The following is a 16568-nucleotide window of genomic DNA, read 5'->3' as shown; positions in this document are numbered from 1 at the left end:
GCACATGCGATACCTGATCTCAGTGATCGACCACAGGACCAACTCGGCCACCCCGGAGGAGCGCGCGGCGATCGACGTGTTCAGCGAGGGCCTCAGGACCGGGGGCCACTGGGTCTTCGCCGGCGGCCTCGCCGCGCCCGGCACGGCCACCGTCATCGACAACCGGGGCGCGGAGGTGATGGTCACCGACGGGCCCTTCCTGGAGTCCAAGGAGTACCTCGCCGGCTTCTGGATCATCGAGGCCCCCGACCTCGACGTGGCCCTCCGGCTCGCCGCCGACGGGTCGAAGCACTGCAACCGCAGGGTCGAGGTGCGACCGTTCCTGTGAACGACGCCCGCGAGGCGGTCACCCGGGCCCACCGCGAGGAGTGGGCCCGGGTGGTCGCCGCCCTGACCAGGCGTTTCGGTGACCTCGACATCGCCGAGGAGGCGGCCGCCGAGGCGTTCGCGACCGCCGTCGAACGGTGGCCGGCCGACGGCGTGCCGCCCAATCCGGGCGCCTGGCTGACCACCACCGCCAACCGCAAGGCCATCGACCGGATCCGGCGCGAGAACAAGCGCGACGACAAGCACAGGAAGGCTCAGATGTCCCACGACGACCCACCCGAGCCTGCCGGCGCCATCGACGACGACCGGCTCCGGCTGATCTTCACCTGCTGTCATCCGGCGCTGGCGATGGAGGCCCGCACAGCGCTGACGCTGCGCCTGGTCGCCGGCCTGACGATGCCCGAGATCGCGCGCGCCTTCCTGGCGCAGGAGAGCGCCGTGGGGCAGCGGATCACCCGCGCGAAGGCCAAGATCAAGGCGGCGCGCATCCCTTATCGGGTGCCGTCCGCCGAAGATCTCCCGGCGCGTGTCTCCGGCGTGCTCGCCGTCCTGTTCCTGGTCTTCAACGAGGGCTACCTGGCCACCGGCCCCGGCACCGATCCCGTACGGCACGAGCTGACCGCCGAGGCGATCCGGCTCACCCGCCTGATCCGCGCCCTCCTGCCGGACGACGGCGAGGTGACCGGGCTGCTGGCGCTGATGCTGCTGATCGAGGCCCGCCGCCCCGCCCGGGTCTCGGCCGACGGCGAACTGGTCGCGCTCGACGAGCAGGACCGTGGGGCCTGGGACGCGGCGCTGATCGCCGAGGGCCACCGGCTGGTGCGCGAGCGCCTGGCCGCGGCCGCCGCCGGGGTGGCGCCGGGCCGCTACCAGATCCTCGCGGCGATCAACGCCGTGCACACCTCCGCCCGCGACATGCGCGACACCGACTGGTCGCAGGTCCTGGCCCTCTACGACCAGCTCGTCCGCCTCGACCCCTCGCCGGTCGTCGCGCTCAACCGGGCCGTCGCGGTCGCCGAGCTCGACGGGCCGGAGGTCGCGCTGGCGGCCGTCGACCGTCTCGGGCACAGGCTGGCCGGCTACCACGCCTACCACGCCACCCGCGCCGACCTGCTGCGCCGGCTGGACCGCGATCAGGAGGCGCGCGCCGCCTACGACAAGGCCATCGAGCTGGCCGGCAACACCGCCGAGACCGCCTCTTTGACCCGCCGCCGCGACCGGCTGCGGTCGAGATGATCAGGTGGCCTTGCCGCGGGCGATGTAGAGCTTCATGTCGGTGAAGTCGAGGGTGAGGTTGTAGGGCTTGAAGAAGCAGTGGGCGAAGTGGGCGATCCCGTCGAAGCCCGTCCCGTAGGGCCAGGGCACGTTGACCGGCATGTTCGGGTCCGCCTCGCAGTAGACCCGCTCGGCGACGGCGCCGCCGAGCCGGATCTCCTCCGGATAGCAGGGGTGGGTGATGGTCGGGTGGCTGTGGGCGAACGTCTCGATCGGGCGCTCGTGGTCGGTCCGGACCCCCAGACGTTCGGCCACCTCTCCGGGCATGCCCGCGGCGACCTCGCCGACCCCGCCGAGGTTCACGCCCACCACCCGCGGGCCGGACCCCGCGATGCTGCCCAGGCTGTGCACGTTGTGGTCACGGGCCAGCCACATCGGCAGCGGCTCGGCGCCCGCCCGCGCGGCGGCGGCGCGTGCCTCGCCGGCCGTCTCGGGGGTGCGGCGGCGCAGGATCAGGTGCCGGCCCGCGTAGTCGAACGTGGTCAGCAGGTGGTAGAAGAGCCACGTGCCGATCAGGCCGTCGCCGTCGGTGCCGACGTCGGCGCCCGACTCCGTCGACGACCAGCCCACGGGGACGTTGCGTATCTCGATGCCGCCCAGCCTGAAGGAGTCCAGCACCCCGTAGTGCACCCAGATGGGCGTGCCCTCGAAGTCGGTCTTCTGACTGACGACGGCCTTCAGCCCGGCCTCCTTGGCCGCCGACGCGGTCAGGCTCAGGTTCGGGGCGCCGGTGTAGAACGTGAAGCGCTTCGCCGGTCCGCCGTTGACCGAGGCCTCCACCAGCGGCCGCGGGTCCATCTGCAGGAACCGCGCCCGGCCGACGTCGCCCTTGATCTGGTACGGCTCCCCGCTGATCGCCGCGAACCACTTGGCGTAGTCCTCCGCGCCGGCCGCCTGCCAGCACGGAACGGAGAGGGCGAACTTGTCCTGCCGGATGTAGCAGTCGCCCAGGAGCTCGTTGGCCTCCTTGTCCGCGGGCGCCAGGCGGACGGCCATCTTGAGGTATTTCTCGGCTTCGGGGAACCGGTTGGACAGCAGCCCGACATGGCCGCGCCGGCGGGCCGCGTGCAGGTTCCTGGGGTCCTTCTTCAGGATCTCCTCGTACGCGCGGCCGGCCTGCTCGAACTTCCCGGCCTTGAACAGCGCGTCGGCGTCGCCGCCGTCGGCCAGCGCCGTGGCCGTCCCGTCCAGCAGCGGCGCGGTCGCGGCGGCGCCGGCCAGCACGGCGGCCCCCCGGAACAGCGAACGCCGGTCCCATCTCCCGTCATCGGCCGAAGCCTTCTCCCTTTCCATGCCTCCAGTGAAGGGGGACGGCCGTTGCCGTGATGTATGCGTTTTTCGATACATCCGCGATACACGAGATCGCCGGCAGCCGTTCTTGCCACAATCGTCCGATGCGTTTGTGGACGGTGCAGCACCGGGCGGTCCTGGTCACGCTGGAGACCGACGGCGAACTGGCCGGCGACTGGGCCCGGCTGTCGATCCCGTCGTACCGGCCGGTCTACGAGGAGATGGCGGGGGAGATGGCCAGGCGTGGCCTCGACTGCCGGGGCCGTCCGCCGGTGTGGGCGTGGCCCGGCCCGGACACCCGCGACGACACGGTGGCCGTGACGGCCGAGGCCCTCCTGTGCCCGCAGACCGAGGAGGAGTACGCCCGCTACGTCGTCCTGGACCTGGACGTGCCGGACGACCTGGTCCTGCTCAGCTCGTACGGACGCTGGAACGACTTCATGGAGGCGGTCCTCCTGGGCGGCGGCCCGACCGCCATGGACTGGACGATCGGCGAGGAGGAGGTCGCCGGTGTGCAGGCCTGCCTGCCGCACGTGCCGGCCCGGTGCGTGCTCGGCGCCCGCCCTCTGGAACCGTTCAACGGCTCCTGACCGGGGCGGGACGGCCCGCTGCCGCCGGTCAGATCACCAGGCCGCCGGAGACCCGCAGGTTCTGGCCCGTGATCCATTGGGCGTCGGGCCCGGCCAGGAAGGCGACGACGTTGGCGATGTCCTCGGGGCGTCCGAGCCGTTGCAGCGGCGTCAGGGCCACGGTGTGGGCGATGGCCTGCTCCAGATGCTCACCGGCGGCGGCGCGCATCATGTCCGTGTCGGTGGCGCCGGGGGAGACGCTGTTGACCGTGATGCCCCTGGGGCCGAACTCGCGGGCGGCGACCGCGGTGATCGACTCCAGCGCCGCCTTGCTGGCGAAGTACAGGGCCAGGCCCGGCGCCGCGCCCGTGGAGGAGATGTTGACGATCCGTCCGCCCTCGCCGAGCCTTTCCGCGGCGGCCTGCATGACGAAGAACGGCCCCTTGGTGTTGACCGCCATCACCTCGTCGAAGTCGCTCTCGACGGCGTCGCGGATGTCTCCCATCGGATTGATCGCCGCGTTGTTGACCACCACGTCCAGGCCGTCCAGGCAGCGGTCGACCTCGCCGAAGAGGTGCTTGAGGTCTTCCGTGCGCCCCTGGTCCGCCCGTACGGCGATCGCCCGCCCGCCGAAGGCCGCCACCTCGGCCACCACCGCCTCGGCCGCCGCCTGGTCGCGGTGGTAGGTGAACAGCACCGCCGCGCCCTCACGGGCCAGCCGCACCACGATCGCCCGCCCGATTCCCCGCGACCCGCCGGTCACCAGTGCGTTCTTGTTCTCCAGCGTCCCCATGTCGGCTCCCTTGCCGTCGGCCGCTCCGCTTTTCGGAGCGACTCACTGGGGAGTCGGAGCGGGGGTGCCGGTCTCGACGTCCGTGCCGAAGAAAATCACGACATGCTCGGCCGGACGGCCCCCAGCCGTGCTGGAGGCCGTCCGGCGCGGGCGAGGAGCGGGAGGTCAGACGCCGAACGCCGCCGCGTAGCGGATGACGCCGCTCGGGACCGGGCGCTCGGGGTCGAGGGCGAGCGCCATCATGTACTTGTCCTCGACCTCGAACGACGGCCGGATGCCGAACCCGGAGGCCGGGGAGAAGCCGAAGCGCGGGTAGTACTCGGCGTGACCGAGCACGACCACCAGGTTCTCGCCCTGCTCGCGGGCCGCCTGCAGGGCGGCGCGGATGGCGGCGGAACCCGCGCCCTGTCGCTGGTGTCCGGGCCGGACGGCGCACGGGCCCAAGGCGAGGGCGGGGGAGTCGCCGACGTGGCAGCGGGTGAGCAGCGCGTATCCGGCGAGCTCGCCGCCGGGTGCCTCGGCCAGCCAGGCCAGGCCGGGCAGCCACGCCTGCGGGTCGGCCCGCAGCGCCTCGACGAGGTCGGCCTCATGCGGGCCGGGGAAGGCCGAGAGGTTGATCTCGCGGACGGCGGCGGCGTCGGCGGCGTTCTCGGGACGGGTGATCCAGGAAGTGGTCATGATCGGGTTCGTCTCCTTGTCCTTCTGCGGATGCGGGACCTGGCCGGTGCTTGTGGTGGACGGAACGGACGGTCGGGGGACGTGGCCGGTCACGACTGCCGGTCCCGGAACCTGTAGGTGGCGCGCAGGTGACTGGTGATGGCCTTCTTGTGGTTGACGCGCTCGTCGCGCAGCCGGGCATCGGTACGCGAGGCCGCCCAGGCGTTCTCCCGTTGCAGCTTCCGGTAGCTGCGCAGGCGGCGTCCGGACAGCTCGCCGGACCGGATGGCGGCCTGGACCGCGCATCCCGGTTCGGTGTCGTGGGCGCAGTCGGCGAAGCGGCAGGCGGCGGCGAGCTCTTCGATCTCGGCGAAGACCTGCTCCAGGCCGTCGGCGGCGTCGTGCAGGCTGATCCCGCGCAGGCCGGGCGTGTCGATGAGGATCCCGCCGCCCGGCAGGGGGAGCAGCTCGCGGCGGACGGTGGTGTGGCGGCCCTTGCCGTCCTGCGCGCGCACCGTGCCGGTGGCCAGCAGCTCCGCGCCGAGCAGCGTGTTGCCGAGGCTGGACTTGCCCGCGCCCGAGGGGCCGAGCAGCACGGTGGTGCCGCGCACCAGCCCGGCCAGCACGTCCATGTTGTGACCGGTGGCGACGCTGGTGACCAGGACGTCCACGCCGGGTGCCAGCGACTCGGCCTCGGCGAGGACGGCCTCGGCGTCGTGGGCCAGGTCCGCCTTGGTCAGGACGATCACCGGCTGCGCCCCGCTCTCCCAGGACAGGGCGAGCAGCCGTTCCAGCTTGGCCGCGTCCAGGGGCGTGGCCAGGGACAGCGCGATGAGCACCGTGTCGACGTTGGCGGCGAGCACCTGTCCGTGGGAGGACCTGGACGCCGACGAGCGCACGATCGCGCTGTGCCGCGGCAACAGCGTCACCAGGTGCGGCTCGGCTCCGGGACGCAGCGCGGCCCAGTCGCCAGTGCAGGGCGTCAGGAGCGGGTCGGACGGGTGCGGCGCGGCGAACGTGGCCCGCGCCGGGCCCGATGCGGTGACCGCCGTGCACAGGCCGCGGTCGACCCGGGAGATCCGGGCCGGGACGAGGCCCGCTTCGTAGTGTTCGGTGAAGGTTCGGTCGAGTGCGCCGGTCCACCCGTACCGGGACAGGCCGGATGGATCGGTGTACGTGTGTGACAACGTGAGACCCTTGCGGAGAAGGGGCCCCGACGAGACGTGGACGTCACCCCGCCTGATTCATGGCAGGGAGAGGAAGTGGGTCAGACCGGGGCCCGGGACGTGAGGTTGGTCCGGGCGCTGCACGGGGCAGCGGTCTTCACCGCGGTCATCGAACCTCACCTCCCATCCACACAGATCCAGTACCGAACGAACGGCAGCCTAGCATCTCGGCCGGGCAGTGGGGCTCACTCTTCCTGGCGGAAGATGATCGCGGTGCCCGACGCGGCCTCGGCGGGCACGAAGATCTCCTGGCGGCCGGTCACGCGTACTTGGACGTCGTTGTCGCGCAGGTGCTGTCGCGTGGCGGTGATGTCGCGCACCGACACCGTGCAGGCGACGAACGCGGGCAGGGCCGCGGGCCGCTCACCGGGCAGCAGGTCGCCGAGCGTCGAGGCAGAGACGACGGTGACGTCCGCCCGGTCGAAGGTGTGCGGCCGACCGTCGCGCGCCTGCCCGAAGTAGGTGGCATAACGCCGCGTCAGCGCGGGGAGCGCCTCGTCGGCGACGCACAGCACGCATTCGACCAGCCCGGTGGCGCCGTTGGGGTGGACGGTGTGCGGCTGGGTGCCGCCCGGTCGGGCCGGCGCGTTCTCGGCGAACCCGATCCTGCCTTCCGGCACGCGCCCGGCGGGCAGGCCGGATGCGGAGATCTCCAGGTATCGGACCGGTTCCATCGTGGTGCCGGTGCGGGTCTCGACGGGGCGCTGCACGGCGTGCACGCCGGCATGGTCGACGCCGGCCGCGGTCAGCCCCGCGGCGATGACGTCGATGTCCGGCGTGTCGGCGATCATGATGTGCAGGCCCTGGAACCGCTGCAGGAACGACGCGATGTTGGCGGTGGTGGCGCCGATGGCGGCCAGCAGTCCAGGCAGCCTGTCGTCGGGCACCCGCAGCGGGATCGGCCGGGCCTCGCCGGGCAGGTGGCCGACGTCGTCGATCACGGCCACCAGCTCGATGAAGTTGCGCGGGAACTGCACGTGCGCGTTGGCCACGCCGAACGGCTCGGCGGCTCCTCCGGCGACCCGCGGCAGCATGGGGTAGGTGGGCGCGGCAACGGTGAAACCGAGTCGGCGGTAGGTGTCCATGGCCTGGGTCATGTCGTGCACGATGTGGCCCACGTGGTGCAGGCCGGTGATGTCGTCGCCCATGGTGAAGAGCCTCCATGCGTGCGGTCCTGGGGTGTGGTCGCCCCGATCGGACTTCAAGGAATTCTGAGAGTACACTATCTTTAGATAGTGCACTCTCATTATTGCTTCGATAGAGTGTCCCGCATGGGAGAGGGCGGGTTGCGCGAACGCAAGAAGGCCAGGACACGGGAGACGATCCTTCGTGAGGCGTTCAGGCTCTTTCGTGAGCGGGGCTACCACGCCACCACCACCGAAATGATCGCCGAGGCCGCTGAAGTCTCTCCGGCCACCTTCTTCCGCTACTTCCCGACCAAGGAGCATCTGGTCGTCCTCGACGGCTTCCCGCCTCTCACCGAGGCGTTGGCCGCTCAGCCGCCAAACGCCCCCGTCCCCCTGCTGCGGGGTGCGTTCCGGGCCGCCTTCGCCGCCCTGTCGCCGGAGGAGATCGCCGCCGGGCACGCCCGGGAGGTGTTCGCGGTCACCGTGCCCGAACTACTGGCCGCCAACGTGCGCAGGAGTCCCGGCTTGATCGCAGAGGTCTGCCGGCTCGTGGCCGACAAGGCCGGCTGTGCTCCTGACGACCCGCGCGTACGCGACGCGGTCGGCGCGGTCTTCGGGATCGTGGCCATGGTCTGGATGCAGTGGGCCCACGATCCCGGCCTGGACGGCCCCGCCGAAATCGACACAGCACTGGCACACCTGGAAGCCGGCCTGAACCGCACGTAGATCGGCTGCCTGCTGCGTACGGTGGAGTCGGCGCCGGCCTGCTCGGCCGATGAGACTACGCGGGGCGCCGGCGCGGCGGCTCGAGTCGCAACTGGGTGACGATCTCGGTCGCGAGGTGGCGGGCATTGTGGCCGGCGCCGATGAGGGTGTCGGAGGCGGGGCCGGTCCACTCGCCGTAGCCGTGCAGGTGCAGGCGGGGTTCGGCCAGGACGCGGGTGCCCTCGGTGGCGATCACGCCGCCGGAGCCGCGCAGCCGCAGCGGGGCCAGGTGGTTGAGGGCGGGACGGAAACCGGTGCCCCACACGATGGCGTCGAAGGCCGCCGCGCTGCCGTCGGACCACGTCACCCCGTCGGTAGTGATCCGGGAGAACATGGGCTCGGCCTTGAGCACACCCCGGTCACGGGCCTCGCGCACCGGCGGGACGGCGATGATGTCACCCAGGTCGGGAACGTCCCCGGGATCCTGCCCGGCCAGGACGGCCCGGTAGCGGCGGGCGGTCAGGGCGAACACGGCGCGGCCGTCCAGCTCGTCGGGCATCAGCCGGGGCGGGCGTGAGGTCGCCCAGGCGACCTCGGTGACCCGCGAGAGGTCGGCGAGGATCTGCGCGGCGGAGTTGCCGCCGCCGACGACCAGCACCCGGCGACCGCGGAAGGGCTCCGGGCCGCGGTAGCCGGCGGTGTGCAACTGCTCGCCGCGGAAGTCGCGGATGCCCGGATAGTACGGCACGTACGGCCGCCACCAGGTGCCCGTGGCGCTGACGACGATGCGGGCGTGCCAGAGCCCGGCGGTGCTCTCCACGGCGAGGCGGTCGTCGGCGCGCCGCACCGCCCGCACGGCGGCGGGGCGGACGATCGGCAGCCGGTAACGCCGCTCGTAGTCGGTGAAGTAGGAGACGACGTGCGGGGCGTCCGGGTAGCCGTCGCCTGGGGGAGCCGGCATCATGCGGCCGGGCAGGGAGCTGTGCCGGGCGAGGGTGAACAGGCGCAGTGACGGCCAGACGTGCCGCCATGCGCCGCCGGGGGCCTCCTGGGCGTCCAGGATGACGAAGTCGGCGCCGGCCCGGCGCAGGTGGTATCCGACCCCCAGTCCGGCCTGGCCGGCACCGATGACCACGACGTCGGCCAGGTGCGGGTTCTCGGTCATACGACACTGCCGGGGGCGGCCATGACACGACTCCTTGATTCGATACCAGTCGAAATTATAGATCGCCGCAGGAGGTGCGGATCTCGGCCATCGGCGTTCCGGCGCTGGTGACTATCGTTGCGGGAACCGGCCCCCTCGCCGTTACCGTCTGCGCAGCGGTCGGCGACCTCATCGCCGATCCCTGTCGAACGGAGCATCCGTGATGAACGTCGATGTGATCGTCGTCGGAGCCGGGCCGACCGGGCTCATGCTCGCCGCAGAGCTGGGCCTCGCAGGGGTGGCGGCCGTGGTCGTCGAACGGCTTCCCCGGCGCAGCGGGCAGTCCAAGGCGCTCGGCATCCAGCCCCGCTCCGCGGAGGCGCTCGAGTTACGAGGTCTGCTCGAACCTCTCATGGACCGGGCGATCCAGCGGGTGCCCGGCGGGCATTTCGCGGGGCTTCGACTGGATTACACGGCCTGGGACACCCGGCATCCGTACTCGATCGGCATCCCTCAGGGGCGCGTCGAGGCCCTGCTGGAGGAGCGGCTCGGCGAGCTGGGCGTCCGGGTCCTGCGCGGGCACGAGGTGACCGCGCTGTCGCAGGACGCCGACGGGGTCGAGGCGACCCTGCTCGGGCCCGCGGGCGGCGGGTCGCGGCTCACGGCGCGTTACCTGGTGGGCTGCGACGGCGGCCGCAGCACCGTCCGCGAGCTGCTGGGCGTCGGTTTTCCCGGCCTGGACGGCAGGCTGCTCTCGGTGGTCGCCGACATCACGATCTCCGACCCGGACGGCGCCGTGCCGGAGACCTGGACCCTGCCCGTCATGACGCCCGACAAGACCGGCAAGGGCTACATCGCGCCCATCGGCGACGGCGTCCACCGGTTCCTGTTCTACGGGGCCGAGCAGCAGGCGCTGTCCCGCGACACCCCGATCACCGAGGAGGAGGTGCAGCGGGCGCTGCACAACGAGTTCGGCCCGGGGGTCCGGCTGACGGCCGTCCGCTGGGCGTCCCGGTTCACCGACGCCTCGCGGCAGGTCGAACGGTACCGCCACGGCCGGATCCTGCTCGCCGGGGACGCCGCGCACATCCACTCGCCCATGGGCGGGCAGGGACTCAACCTCGGGCTGCAGGACGCGGTCAACCTGGGGTGGAAGCTGGCGGCGGAGATCGGCGGGTGGGCGCACGAGGGGCTGCTCGACACCTATCACTCCGAACGGCATCCGGTCGCCGCGCGCGTCCTGGCCAACACCCGGGCGCAGGCCCTCCTGATCGTGCCCGAGGAGGAGAACCTGGCCCTGCGCGACATCGTCGAGCAGCTCGTACGCGTGCCCGAGGCCAACCGGATCGTCGCCGGGATGATCTCAGGGCTGGACATCCGCTACGACCTGCCCGGCCGGCGCCACCACCTGCTGGGACGCCACGTCCCCGACCTCGACCTGGTGACGGCGTCCGGGCCCGGCCGGGTGGCCCGGCTGCTGCGCGACGGCCGCGGCCTGCTGCTGACGACCGCCGACGAGGCCGCGTTCGCCAGGGCCGCCGAGCCGTGGTCGGCCAGGATCGGCCGGGTGCACGGGCAGGCGGAGCTCGGGGCGGACGCCGTCCTGGTACGGCCCGACGGTCATGTCTGCTGGGCCGGTTCCGTCGCCGACGTCTCCGGCCTCACCGACGCCCTGACGCGGTGGGCGGGCGCGCCCGCCCGCATGGGGTGACGCTCACCGTCTGCGTGCGATGACGACCACCGGCACGATGGCCAGCGCCAGAACGCCGCCGCCGACGGCGAGGAGAGGGAAACCGGCGACGGCGACGACCAGGCCCGAGGCCATGCCGCCGACCGCGCCGGCGATCGCGATGGACACGTCGACCCAGCCCTGTGTCCTGGCACGGGTGGCCAGGGGGACGGCGTCGGTGATGATCGCGGTGCCGGTGACGAGGCCGAGGTTCCAGCCCAGCCCCAGCAGCGCCAGGGCCACCGCGTACGCGGCGACGGAGTCGTCGGGGGCGACGGCGGCGAGCGTACCGGCGGCCAGCAGCACCAGCCCGGAGGCGGCGGCGACCGCGAGCGGGCCGTGACGGTCGACGAGCCGGCCGGTCAGGGGCGAGGGCAGGTACATCGCGCCGATGTGGATCGCGATGACCAGGCCCGACGCGGCGGCGCCGGACCCGCTGTCGTGCATGTGGACGGGCGTCATGGTCATGATCGCGACCATGACGACCTGGGTGAGCACCATGACCAGCGCCCCGACCGGCACGCCGGGACGGCGCCTCGCGACGGGCGGCCGGGTCCGGCTGCCGGCGTCGTCCGGCTGTGCGTGCGGGGTGGCCGCGGGGCCGGCCTCCAGGACGCGGGCCAGCAGGAGCGGGTCGGGACGCAGCCAGACGGCCAGGACCAGGGCGGCCAGCGCGTAGGCGACCCCGGCGAGCAGGAACGGCCCGGCCAGGTACGGGACGCCGAGGACGGCCGCGAGGCTGCCGGTGGGCGCGGCGAGGTTGGGCCCCGCCACGCCGCCCAGGGTGGTGGCGACCAGCACGGTGGACACGGCGCCCGCCCGGCGTGCGGGAGCGGCCAGGTCGGCTCCGGCGTAGCGGGCCTGGAGGTTCGTGGCGGTGCCGGCGCCGTACAGGAAGAGTGAGAGGAACAGCAGGACGGGGGCGCCGGCGACGGCGGCGACGATGACGCCGCCGCTGCCGACGGCGCCGACGAGATACCCCAGGGCGAGGCCGGGGCGGCGGCCGCGGGCCTGGGAGACGCGCCCTACGGCGACGGCCGCCAGGGCGGAGCCGGCGGTGCCCACGGCACTGGGCAGCCCGGCGAGGCCGGTGGAGCCGAGCATGTCCTGGGCGAGCAGGGCGCCGACGGTCACGCCGGCCGCCAGCCCGACGCCGCTGAGAACCTGGGCGATGACCAGGACGATCAGGGAGTGGCGCTGCGCCTCGACGCGCGGGACGTCGTATGTCCGGACGGGCACATTGGTGGTCACGAGAGTTCTTTCGAGAGGTGGTCGCCGTCGACGGCGTGGGCTCCGGCCCGGACGGCTGCCCGGGCCGCAGGCGTGGTCAGGCTCGGTCGCCCAGGTCCAGGCGGTCGAGCAGGCCGGCGGCGGTGAAGGCGGCCACCAGTTCGTCGCGGCCCTCGGTGAAGTGGGCCCAGCTGTCATAGTGCACGGGCACCACCCGGCGGGCGCCGAGGATCCCGGCCGCCTCCACGGCCTGCGCGCTGTCGAGAACGATCAGCCGCCCGTCGAACAGGACGGAGAACCGGGGCCCACCGGCGAAGAGCACGGCGGTGTCCACCGGGCCGAACCGGTCGGCGATCTGCCGGACCGCGTCCAGCGAGGCGTTGTCGCCGCTGACGTAGACCGTGGGCAGGCCCTCCCCGGTCAGGACGAACCCGACGACCTGGCCGGTGATCGGTTCGACCTCCTCGCGCGGGCCGGGGCCGTGCACGGCGGGCACACCGGTGACGGTGATCGTGCCGCCGTCGCGGCGGTCCAGCTCGACCGACTCCCAGTCGGCCAGGCCCTTGGCCCCGCCGCCCAGGCGCTGCCCGCCCCCGGGCGTGGTGAGCGTGAGCGGGACGTCGGCCAGCAGTGCGCGGCCCGCATGGTCCAGGTTGTCGGGGTGCTCGTCGTGGGAGAGCAGGACCACGTCGATGCGGCCGAGGTCGGCAGGCGTGGCGGAGGGGGGAGCCGTCTTGGTCAGCCGGCCGCCCGGGACGTGGTAGTCGCCGGGGGCGTCGAAGGTCGGGTCGGTCAGGAATCGCAGGCCACCGTACTCGAAGAGGGCGGTGGGACCGCCCAGGACGCGGACGGGGATCTGCTCGATGGGCGCGCCGAAACTGGCCATGCGCAATACCTCACGGATGAGAAGTGGTTTATCCGTGATGAAGGTAACGGTGTCTCACGGACGAGCGCAAGCCGTACCATGAGATACATGAGCGAGACGCCGACCGCCGAGTCCGTGCTGCCGCCCGCGCCGGGGGCGGAGGACCACCTCGCCCTCGACTTCGTCAACAGCGCCATCGCGCTGCCCGGAGGGCAGTTCATCGACCTCCTCGGCACCCCCGCGGCGACGAACCGCTGGCTCACCGAACGCGGCCTCGCGCCGGCCGACGCCGGGGTGCAGGAGATGTGCGCGACGCAGCTGCGCTCGCTGCGCGAGCACGTCAGGGCGCTGTTCAGCGCGCGGGTCGCGGGGCTGCCCGTCCTGCCCACGGCCCTGTCCGCCGTCAACGACGCGCTGAGCAAGGCCCCCACCGCCGCCCTGCTGTACTGGGACGAGAAGAACGGCCCCTACCGCGCGACGCCGTGCCCCACCAACGAGATCCTCGACCGCGCTCTCGCGACCCTGGCCGCCGACACGGCCGACCTGCTCACCGGCCCCGACGCCGAACGCCTCACCAGCTGCGGATCTCCGCCGTGCAACCGCTACCTGCTGCGGCACGGCCGCCGCCACTGGTGCTCCACGCGATGCGGCGACCGCGCCCGCGCCGCCCGCGCCTACGCCCGGCGCACCCAGCCGGCTCCTGGCTGACCGTTCCGCGCTGGTGTGACGCACGTCACGTTCTCATCTGTCACAGGACGCGGGTCTCCGGCATCTCTTGGTCGAACCACTGAGAAGCAAGGAGCACATCATGGAAACCCGCCTGAACCTCTTCGGCAGCCCGGTCGTCGCCAAGGCCATGGGGCACTACGGCGCAGTGGCCCCGGTGCTCATCCAGGAGTCGGCGTTGCCGGCCGCGACCCAGAACCTGGTGATGCTGCGCGCGAGCCAGATCAACGGCGACGGCTACGCCACCGACGTCCACGGCAAGAACGCCGCGCACGCCGGCGAGAGCATCACCCGCCTGAACCTGGTCGCCACGTGGCGTGAGTCGACGGTGTTCACCGACGCCGAGCGCGCCGCCCTGGAGCTGGCCGAGCAGGGCACCCGCATCGCCGACGACGCCGGCGGCGTCACCGACGAGGCCTGGGCGAACGCCGCCGAGCACTACGACGACGACCAGCTCGCCGCCCTGGTGGCGTTCATCGCGCTCATCAACGCCACCAACCGCTTCGCCGTCATCAACCGGCAGCGCGGCGGCGCCTACCAGCCCGCCGCCCGGTGAACGACCCCGACGACACACAGCCCCGCGAAGTGAGGACCCCCGTCATGGAACGTCTCGACCTGCTGACCAACGAACTCGGCGCCAAGATCGCGAAGCGCATCTACAACGTCGCCGTGCTGATCGAGAAGTCACCGCTGCCCAAAACCGTCCAGGACCTGGTGATGCTGCGGGCCAGCCAGATCAACGGCTGCGGCTTCTGCGTCGACTACCACACCAAGGACGCCGCGGCCGCCGGTGAGAGCGCGACCCGCATCCACCTGGTCGCCGCCTGGCGTGAGTCGACCGTGTTCACCGAGGCCGAGCGGGCCGCGTTGGCGCTGGCCGAGGAGGGCACCCGGATCGCCGACGGCCACCACGGCGTGTCGGACGAGACCTGGGCCGAGGTGCGCAGGCACTACGACGACGACCAGACCGTCGCGCTGGTCTCCCTGGTCGCCATGATCAACGCGAACAACCGGCTCAACGTGATCGTCCGGAAGCCCGGCGGTTCCTACGAGCCCGGCATGTTCGCCGGGATGGCGGGCTGATCGCCTGAGGTGACACCGCGCCCGTCACCGCAGGCCGGGTTCGTTCCCCGGGGTCTGGGTGCGGCCGATGATGTCCAGCACGCCGCCTGGCGACCATGGCCGCGCCGACCGCCACCACGCTGTGACGCTGCCTGGCCGGGCTCGACCAGGCCGGCGGCGGCACCGTCACCCTGGTCGGCACCGACCTCGGGTCGCTCGACCGACACCGGCCGCCGGCGGTGCGGTCGTCAGGCGACCGCGGTCCCCTCCAGCTCGACCATCAAGGTGGGGATCGCCAGCCGGGTCACGCCGAGCATCGTGGTGGCCGGCGCCGCCCCGGCGGCCCCCAGCCGCGCCGCCAGCACGCCGTAGTGCTGGAAGAGCAGATCCACGTCCGTGGTGTACACGTTGAGCCGGACGAGGCTCGCCAAGGACATGCCGGCCTTCGCGAGGACGGCCTCCAGGTTGTCGAGGCTCGACGCCAGTTGCGCCGCCATGTCACCGTCGTGCCGGGGCGTGCCGTCGTCGCCCATCGCGGTCTGCCCGGAGCAGTACAGGGTGCGGGTCTGCCCGGAGACCAGCTCGCCCTGGTTGAATCCCATCTCGACCGACCAGGTGACCGGGTTGATCGCCGTTCGTTCCAATGTCACGTCAGCTCCGTTCGATGTCACGTTCTTCGACGTCATGGTGATCAGCCTCCCAACGAATCACGACATCCTGTGTCGTGTATCTCGGTAGGGTTTTCGCATGCGTGCCGACCGGCTGGTCTCCCTGGTGCTGCTGCTGCGGCAGCACGGACGGCTGTCCGCGACCACCCTCGCCCGCGAGCCGGAGGTGTCCACCCGCACGGTGCTGCGCGACATCGAGGCGCTGTCCGCGGCGGGCGTCCCGGTCTATGCCGAACGCGGCCGGCACGGCGGTTTCGCGTTGTTGCCCGGCTTCCGGACCGAGCTCACCGGCCTCAACCCCGACGAGGCGCTCGCCCTGCTGGTCGCCGGATCGCGGCGCGGCGCTCAGGCGTTCGGCCTCGGCTCGGCGTTCGCCTCGGCGATGCTCAAGGTGGTCGACGCGCTCCCCGAGAGCTACCGGGACACCGCGGCCGGCGCGGCCGAGCGGCTGCTCATCGACCCGGAGACCGACCTGCTGTCCCGCCGGCTGGCCGCCGAGGAGGTTCCCGACGCCGTGGCGGCCGAGGTCCTGCGCGCGGTGTTCGCCGGACGCAAGCTGGAGATCCACTACGCGCCCTTCGGCGGAGCACCGGAGTGGCGGACGGTCGACCCCATCGGCCTGGTCACCATCCGCGACCGGGGCTACCTGCTGGCCACGAGGTCCGGGGCCGACCGCACCTACCGGCTGTCGCGCGTCCAGGCCGCCAGGGCGCTCCCCGAACCCGCGCAGCGGCCCGACCGGGTCGACCTGGACCGGGCCTGGCAGGAACGCGGCACCCGGTTCCGCACCGGCGGCGACCAGGTCACCGTGCTGGTACGGATGGCCCCGAGGCGGCGGGAGGAGCTGCTGGGCACCGCGCTGGCCGTCCTCGCCGAGGAGGCCGACGCCGACGGCCGGCTGCGGCTGGAGGTGACCTTCCAGGACGACAGGCACGCCGTCTGGGCGTTGTGGCAGCTCGGCACGGACGCCGAGGCCCTGGCCCCGCAGTGGTTGCGCGACTCCCTGCACACCCGCGCGACCGCGCTCGCCGACCGCTACCAGGCGCCGTCCGCCTGTCGCCAGGAGCCTGCGTGAAAACCCGTTGGCGGACCGCGGCGGCCACTGCTAGTTTGCCGGTGGCCGTGCAGGAGATCGAGGAGGTGGTACCCGTGGACACAGCAACGACATGGGTGCT

Annotated in this window: 18 protein-coding genes; 9 read left to right on the top strand and 9 right to left on the bottom strand. The window is 72.5% G+C overall.

Annotated features, from left to right (window positions below):
• Positions 1–4 precede the first annotated feature (4 nt).
• Together ABZ459_RS47800 and ABZ459_RS47795 are read left to right on the top strand one after the other, a co-directional pair.
• Entirely contained in the window at positions 5–328 is a 324-nt protein-coding gene (locus ABZ459_RS47800) for a YciI family protein (RefSeq protein WP_357986478.1), read from the top strand.
• The gene (locus ABZ459_RS47795; RefSeq protein ID WP_357986475.1) at positions 325–1563 is read left to right on the top strand and encodes a DUF6596 domain-containing protein; all 1239 of its coding nucleotides are present in this window, start codon (positions 325–327) and stop codon (positions 1561–1563) included. The genes ABZ459_RS47800 and ABZ459_RS47795 overlap by 4 nt, the downstream gene beginning before the upstream one ends.
• Here ABZ459_RS47795 and ABZ459_RS47790 read toward each other — a convergent pair whose 3' ends face one another.
• On the bottom strand, positions 1564–2895 hold the full coding sequence (locus ABZ459_RS47790) for a tetratricopeptide repeat protein (protein WP_357986472.1): 1332 nt from the start codon (positions 2893–2895) through the stop codon (positions 1564–1566). It abuts the gene before it with no gap.
• A 101-nt stretch (positions 2896–2996) separates the two neighbouring features.
• Here ABZ459_RS47790 and ABZ459_RS47785 point away from each other — a divergent pair, with 101 nt between their 5' ends.
• Positions 2997–3482 (top strand): hypothetical protein, encoded by a 486-nt coding sequence (locus ABZ459_RS47785; protein ID WP_357986469.1) that lies wholly within the window; start codon positions 2997–2999, stop codon positions 3480–3482.
• Between the two features lie 28 nt (positions 3483–3510).
• On the opposite strand, the gene ABZ459_RS47780 is transcribed toward ABZ459_RS47785, so the two are convergent.
• From ABZ459_RS47780 to ABZ459_RS47765, 4 genes are all read right to left on the bottom strand, one after another.
• Positions 3511–4254, bottom strand: coding sequence for a glucose 1-dehydrogenase (locus ABZ459_RS47780; RefSeq protein ID WP_357986466.1), 744 nt, complete (start codon positions 4252–4254; stop codon positions 3511–3513).
• Between the two features lie 165 nt (positions 4255–4419).
• Positions 4420–4932 (bottom strand): N-acetyltransferase, encoded by a 513-nt coding sequence (locus tag ABZ459_RS47775; protein ID WP_357986463.1) that lies wholly within the window; start codon positions 4930–4932, stop codon positions 4420–4422.
• Between the two features lie 89 nt (positions 4933–5021).
• Positions 5022–6098, bottom strand: a complete 1077-nt coding sequence (gene rsgA / locus ABZ459_RS47770) for a ribosome small subunit-dependent GTPase A (RefSeq protein ID WP_357986460.1) — start codon at positions 6096–6098, stop codon at positions 5022–5024.
• Between the two features lie 224 nt (positions 6099–6322).
• Complete coding sequence (locus tag ABZ459_RS47765) at positions 6323–7285, bottom strand: VOC family protein (protein WP_357986457.1); 963 nt, start codon at positions 7283–7285, stop codon at positions 6323–6325.
• Positions 7286–7408: 123 nt separating this feature from the next.
• Here ABZ459_RS47765 and ABZ459_RS47760 point away from each other — a divergent pair, with 123 nt between their 5' ends.
• The gene (locus tag ABZ459_RS47760) at positions 7409–7990 is read left to right on the top strand and encodes a TetR family transcriptional regulator (RefSeq protein ID WP_357986454.1); all 582 of its coding nucleotides are present in this window, start codon (positions 7409–7411) and stop codon (positions 7988–7990) included.
• A 55-nt stretch (positions 7991–8045) separates the two neighbouring features.
• Here the strand turns inward: ABZ459_RS47760 and ABZ459_RS47755 are convergent, their stop codons facing one another.
• A complete protein-coding gene (locus tag ABZ459_RS47755) occupies positions 8046–9134 on the bottom strand; it encodes an ArsO family NAD(P)H-dependent flavin-containing monooxygenase (protein WP_357986452.1) in 1089 nt (362 codons plus the stop codon).
• Positions 9135–9336: 202 nt separating this feature from the next.
• On the opposite strand from ABZ459_RS47755, the gene ABZ459_RS47750 reads away from it, so the two are divergent.
• A complete protein-coding gene (locus tag ABZ459_RS47750) occupies positions 9337–10824 on the top strand; it encodes an FAD-dependent monooxygenase (RefSeq protein WP_357986449.1) in 1488 nt (495 codons plus the stop codon).
• Positions 10825–10827: 3 nt separating this feature from the next.
• On the opposite strand, the gene ABZ459_RS47745 is transcribed toward ABZ459_RS47750, so the two are convergent.
• Both ABZ459_RS47745 and ABZ459_RS47740 read right to left on the bottom strand, forming a co-directional pair.
• The gene (locus ABZ459_RS47745) at positions 10828–12093 is read right to left on the bottom strand and encodes an MFS transporter (protein WP_357986446.1); all 1266 of its coding nucleotides are present in this window, start codon (positions 12091–12093) and stop codon (positions 10828–10830) included.
• A 76-nt stretch (positions 12094–12169) separates the two neighbouring features.
• On the bottom strand, positions 12170–12958 hold the full coding sequence (locus ABZ459_RS47740; protein WP_357986443.1) for an MBL fold metallo-hydrolase: 789 nt from the start codon (positions 12956–12958) through the stop codon (positions 12170–12172).
• A gap of 87 nt (positions 12959–13045) precedes the next feature.
• Here ABZ459_RS47740 and ABZ459_RS47735 point away from each other — a divergent pair, with 87 nt between their 5' ends.
• From ABZ459_RS47735 to ABZ459_RS47725, 3 genes are all read left to right on the top strand, one after another.
• Positions 13046–13645 (top strand): CGNR zinc finger domain-containing protein, encoded by a 600-nt coding sequence (locus ABZ459_RS47735; RefSeq protein WP_357986439.1) that lies wholly within the window; start codon positions 13046–13048, stop codon positions 13643–13645.
• Positions 13646–13745: 100 nt separating this feature from the next.
• On the top strand, positions 13746–14219 hold the full coding sequence (locus ABZ459_RS47730; protein WP_357986436.1) for a carboxymuconolactone decarboxylase family protein: 474 nt from the start codon (positions 13746–13748) through the stop codon (positions 14217–14219).
• A gap of 44 nt (positions 14220–14263) precedes the next feature.
• Positions 14264–14746, top strand: coding sequence for a carboxymuconolactone decarboxylase family protein (locus ABZ459_RS47725; RefSeq protein ID WP_357986433.1), 483 nt, complete (start codon positions 14264–14266; stop codon positions 14744–14746).
• Positions 14747–14973: 227 nt separating this feature from the next.
• Here the strand turns inward: ABZ459_RS47725 and ABZ459_RS47720 are convergent, their stop codons facing one another.
• Positions 14974–15369, bottom strand: a complete 396-nt coding sequence (locus ABZ459_RS47720) for a RidA family protein (RefSeq protein WP_357986575.1) — start codon at positions 15367–15369, stop codon at positions 14974–14976.
• Between the two features lie 103 nt (positions 15370–15472).
• On the opposite strand from ABZ459_RS47720, the gene ABZ459_RS47715 reads away from it, so the two are divergent.
• Positions 15473–16468, top strand: coding sequence for a WYL domain-containing protein (locus ABZ459_RS47715; protein WP_357986430.1), 996 nt, complete (start codon positions 15473–15475; stop codon positions 16466–16468).
• The last annotated feature ends 100 nt before the right edge of the window (positions 16469–16568 follow it).

It is taken from the genome of Nonomuraea sp. NPDC005692 (assembly GCF_040631115.1).
Taxonomy (GTDB): domain Bacteria; phylum Actinomycetota; class Actinomycetes; order Streptosporangiales; family Streptosporangiaceae; genus Nonomuraea.
This window is presented reverse-complemented; position numbering and strand designations above follow the sequence as displayed.

What these genes read in the sequence shown, in the direction of transcription:
- ABZ459_RS47800 (WP_357986478.1), top strand. Translation starts at nt 5, where the DNA reads ATGCGATACCTGATCTCAGTGATCGACCACAGGACCAACTCGGCCACC.
- ABZ459_RS47790 (WP_357986472.1), bottom strand. Translation starts at nt 2,895, where the DNA reads ATGGAAAGGGAGAAGGCTTCGGCCGATGACGGGAGATGGGACCGGCGT.
- ABZ459_RS47785 (WP_357986469.1), top strand. Translation starts at nt 2,997, where the DNA reads ATGCGTTTGTGGACGGTGCAGCACCGGGCGGTCCTGGTCACGCTGGAG.
- ABZ459_RS47780 (WP_357986466.1), bottom strand. Translation starts at nt 4,254, where the DNA reads ATGGGGACGCTGGAGAACAAGAACGCACTGGTGACCGGCGGGTCGCGG.
- ABZ459_RS47775 (WP_357986463.1), bottom strand. Translation starts at nt 4,932, where the DNA reads ATGACCACTTCCTGGATCACCCGTCCCGAGAACGCCGCCGACGCCGCC.
- ABZ459_RS47765 (WP_357986457.1), bottom strand. Translation starts at nt 7,285, where the DNA reads ATGGGCGACGACATCACCGGCCTGCACCACGTGGGCCACATCGTGCAC.
- ABZ459_RS47760 (WP_357986454.1), top strand. Translation starts at nt 7,409, where the DNA reads ATGGGAGAGGGCGGGTTGCGCGAACGCAAGAAGGCCAGGACACGGGAG.
- ABZ459_RS47755 (WP_357986452.1), bottom strand. Translation starts at nt 9,134, where the DNA reads ATGACCGAGAACCCGCACCTGGCCGACGTCGTGGTCATCGGTGCCGGC.
- ABZ459_RS47750 (WP_357986449.1), top strand. Translation starts at nt 9,337, where the DNA reads ATGAACGTCGATGTGATCGTCGTCGGAGCCGGGCCGACCGGGCTCATG.
- ABZ459_RS47740 (WP_357986443.1), bottom strand. Translation starts at nt 12,958, where the DNA reads ATGGCCAGTTTCGGCGCGCCCATCGAGCAGATCCCCGTCCGCGTCCTG.
- ABZ459_RS47735 (WP_357986439.1), top strand. Translation starts at nt 13,046, where the DNA reads ATGAGCGAGACGCCGACCGCCGAGTCCGTGCTGCCGCCCGCGCCGGGG.
- ABZ459_RS47730 (WP_357986436.1), top strand. Translation starts at nt 13,746, where the DNA reads ATGGAAACCCGCCTGAACCTCTTCGGCAGCCCGGTCGTCGCCAAGGCC.
- ABZ459_RS47725 (WP_357986433.1), top strand. Translation starts at nt 14,264, where the DNA reads ATGGAACGTCTCGACCTGCTGACCAACGAACTCGGCGCCAAGATCGCG.
- ABZ459_RS47715 (WP_357986430.1), top strand. Translation starts at nt 15,473, where the DNA reads ATGCGTGCCGACCGGCTGGTCTCCCTGGTGCTGCTGCTGCGGCAGCAC.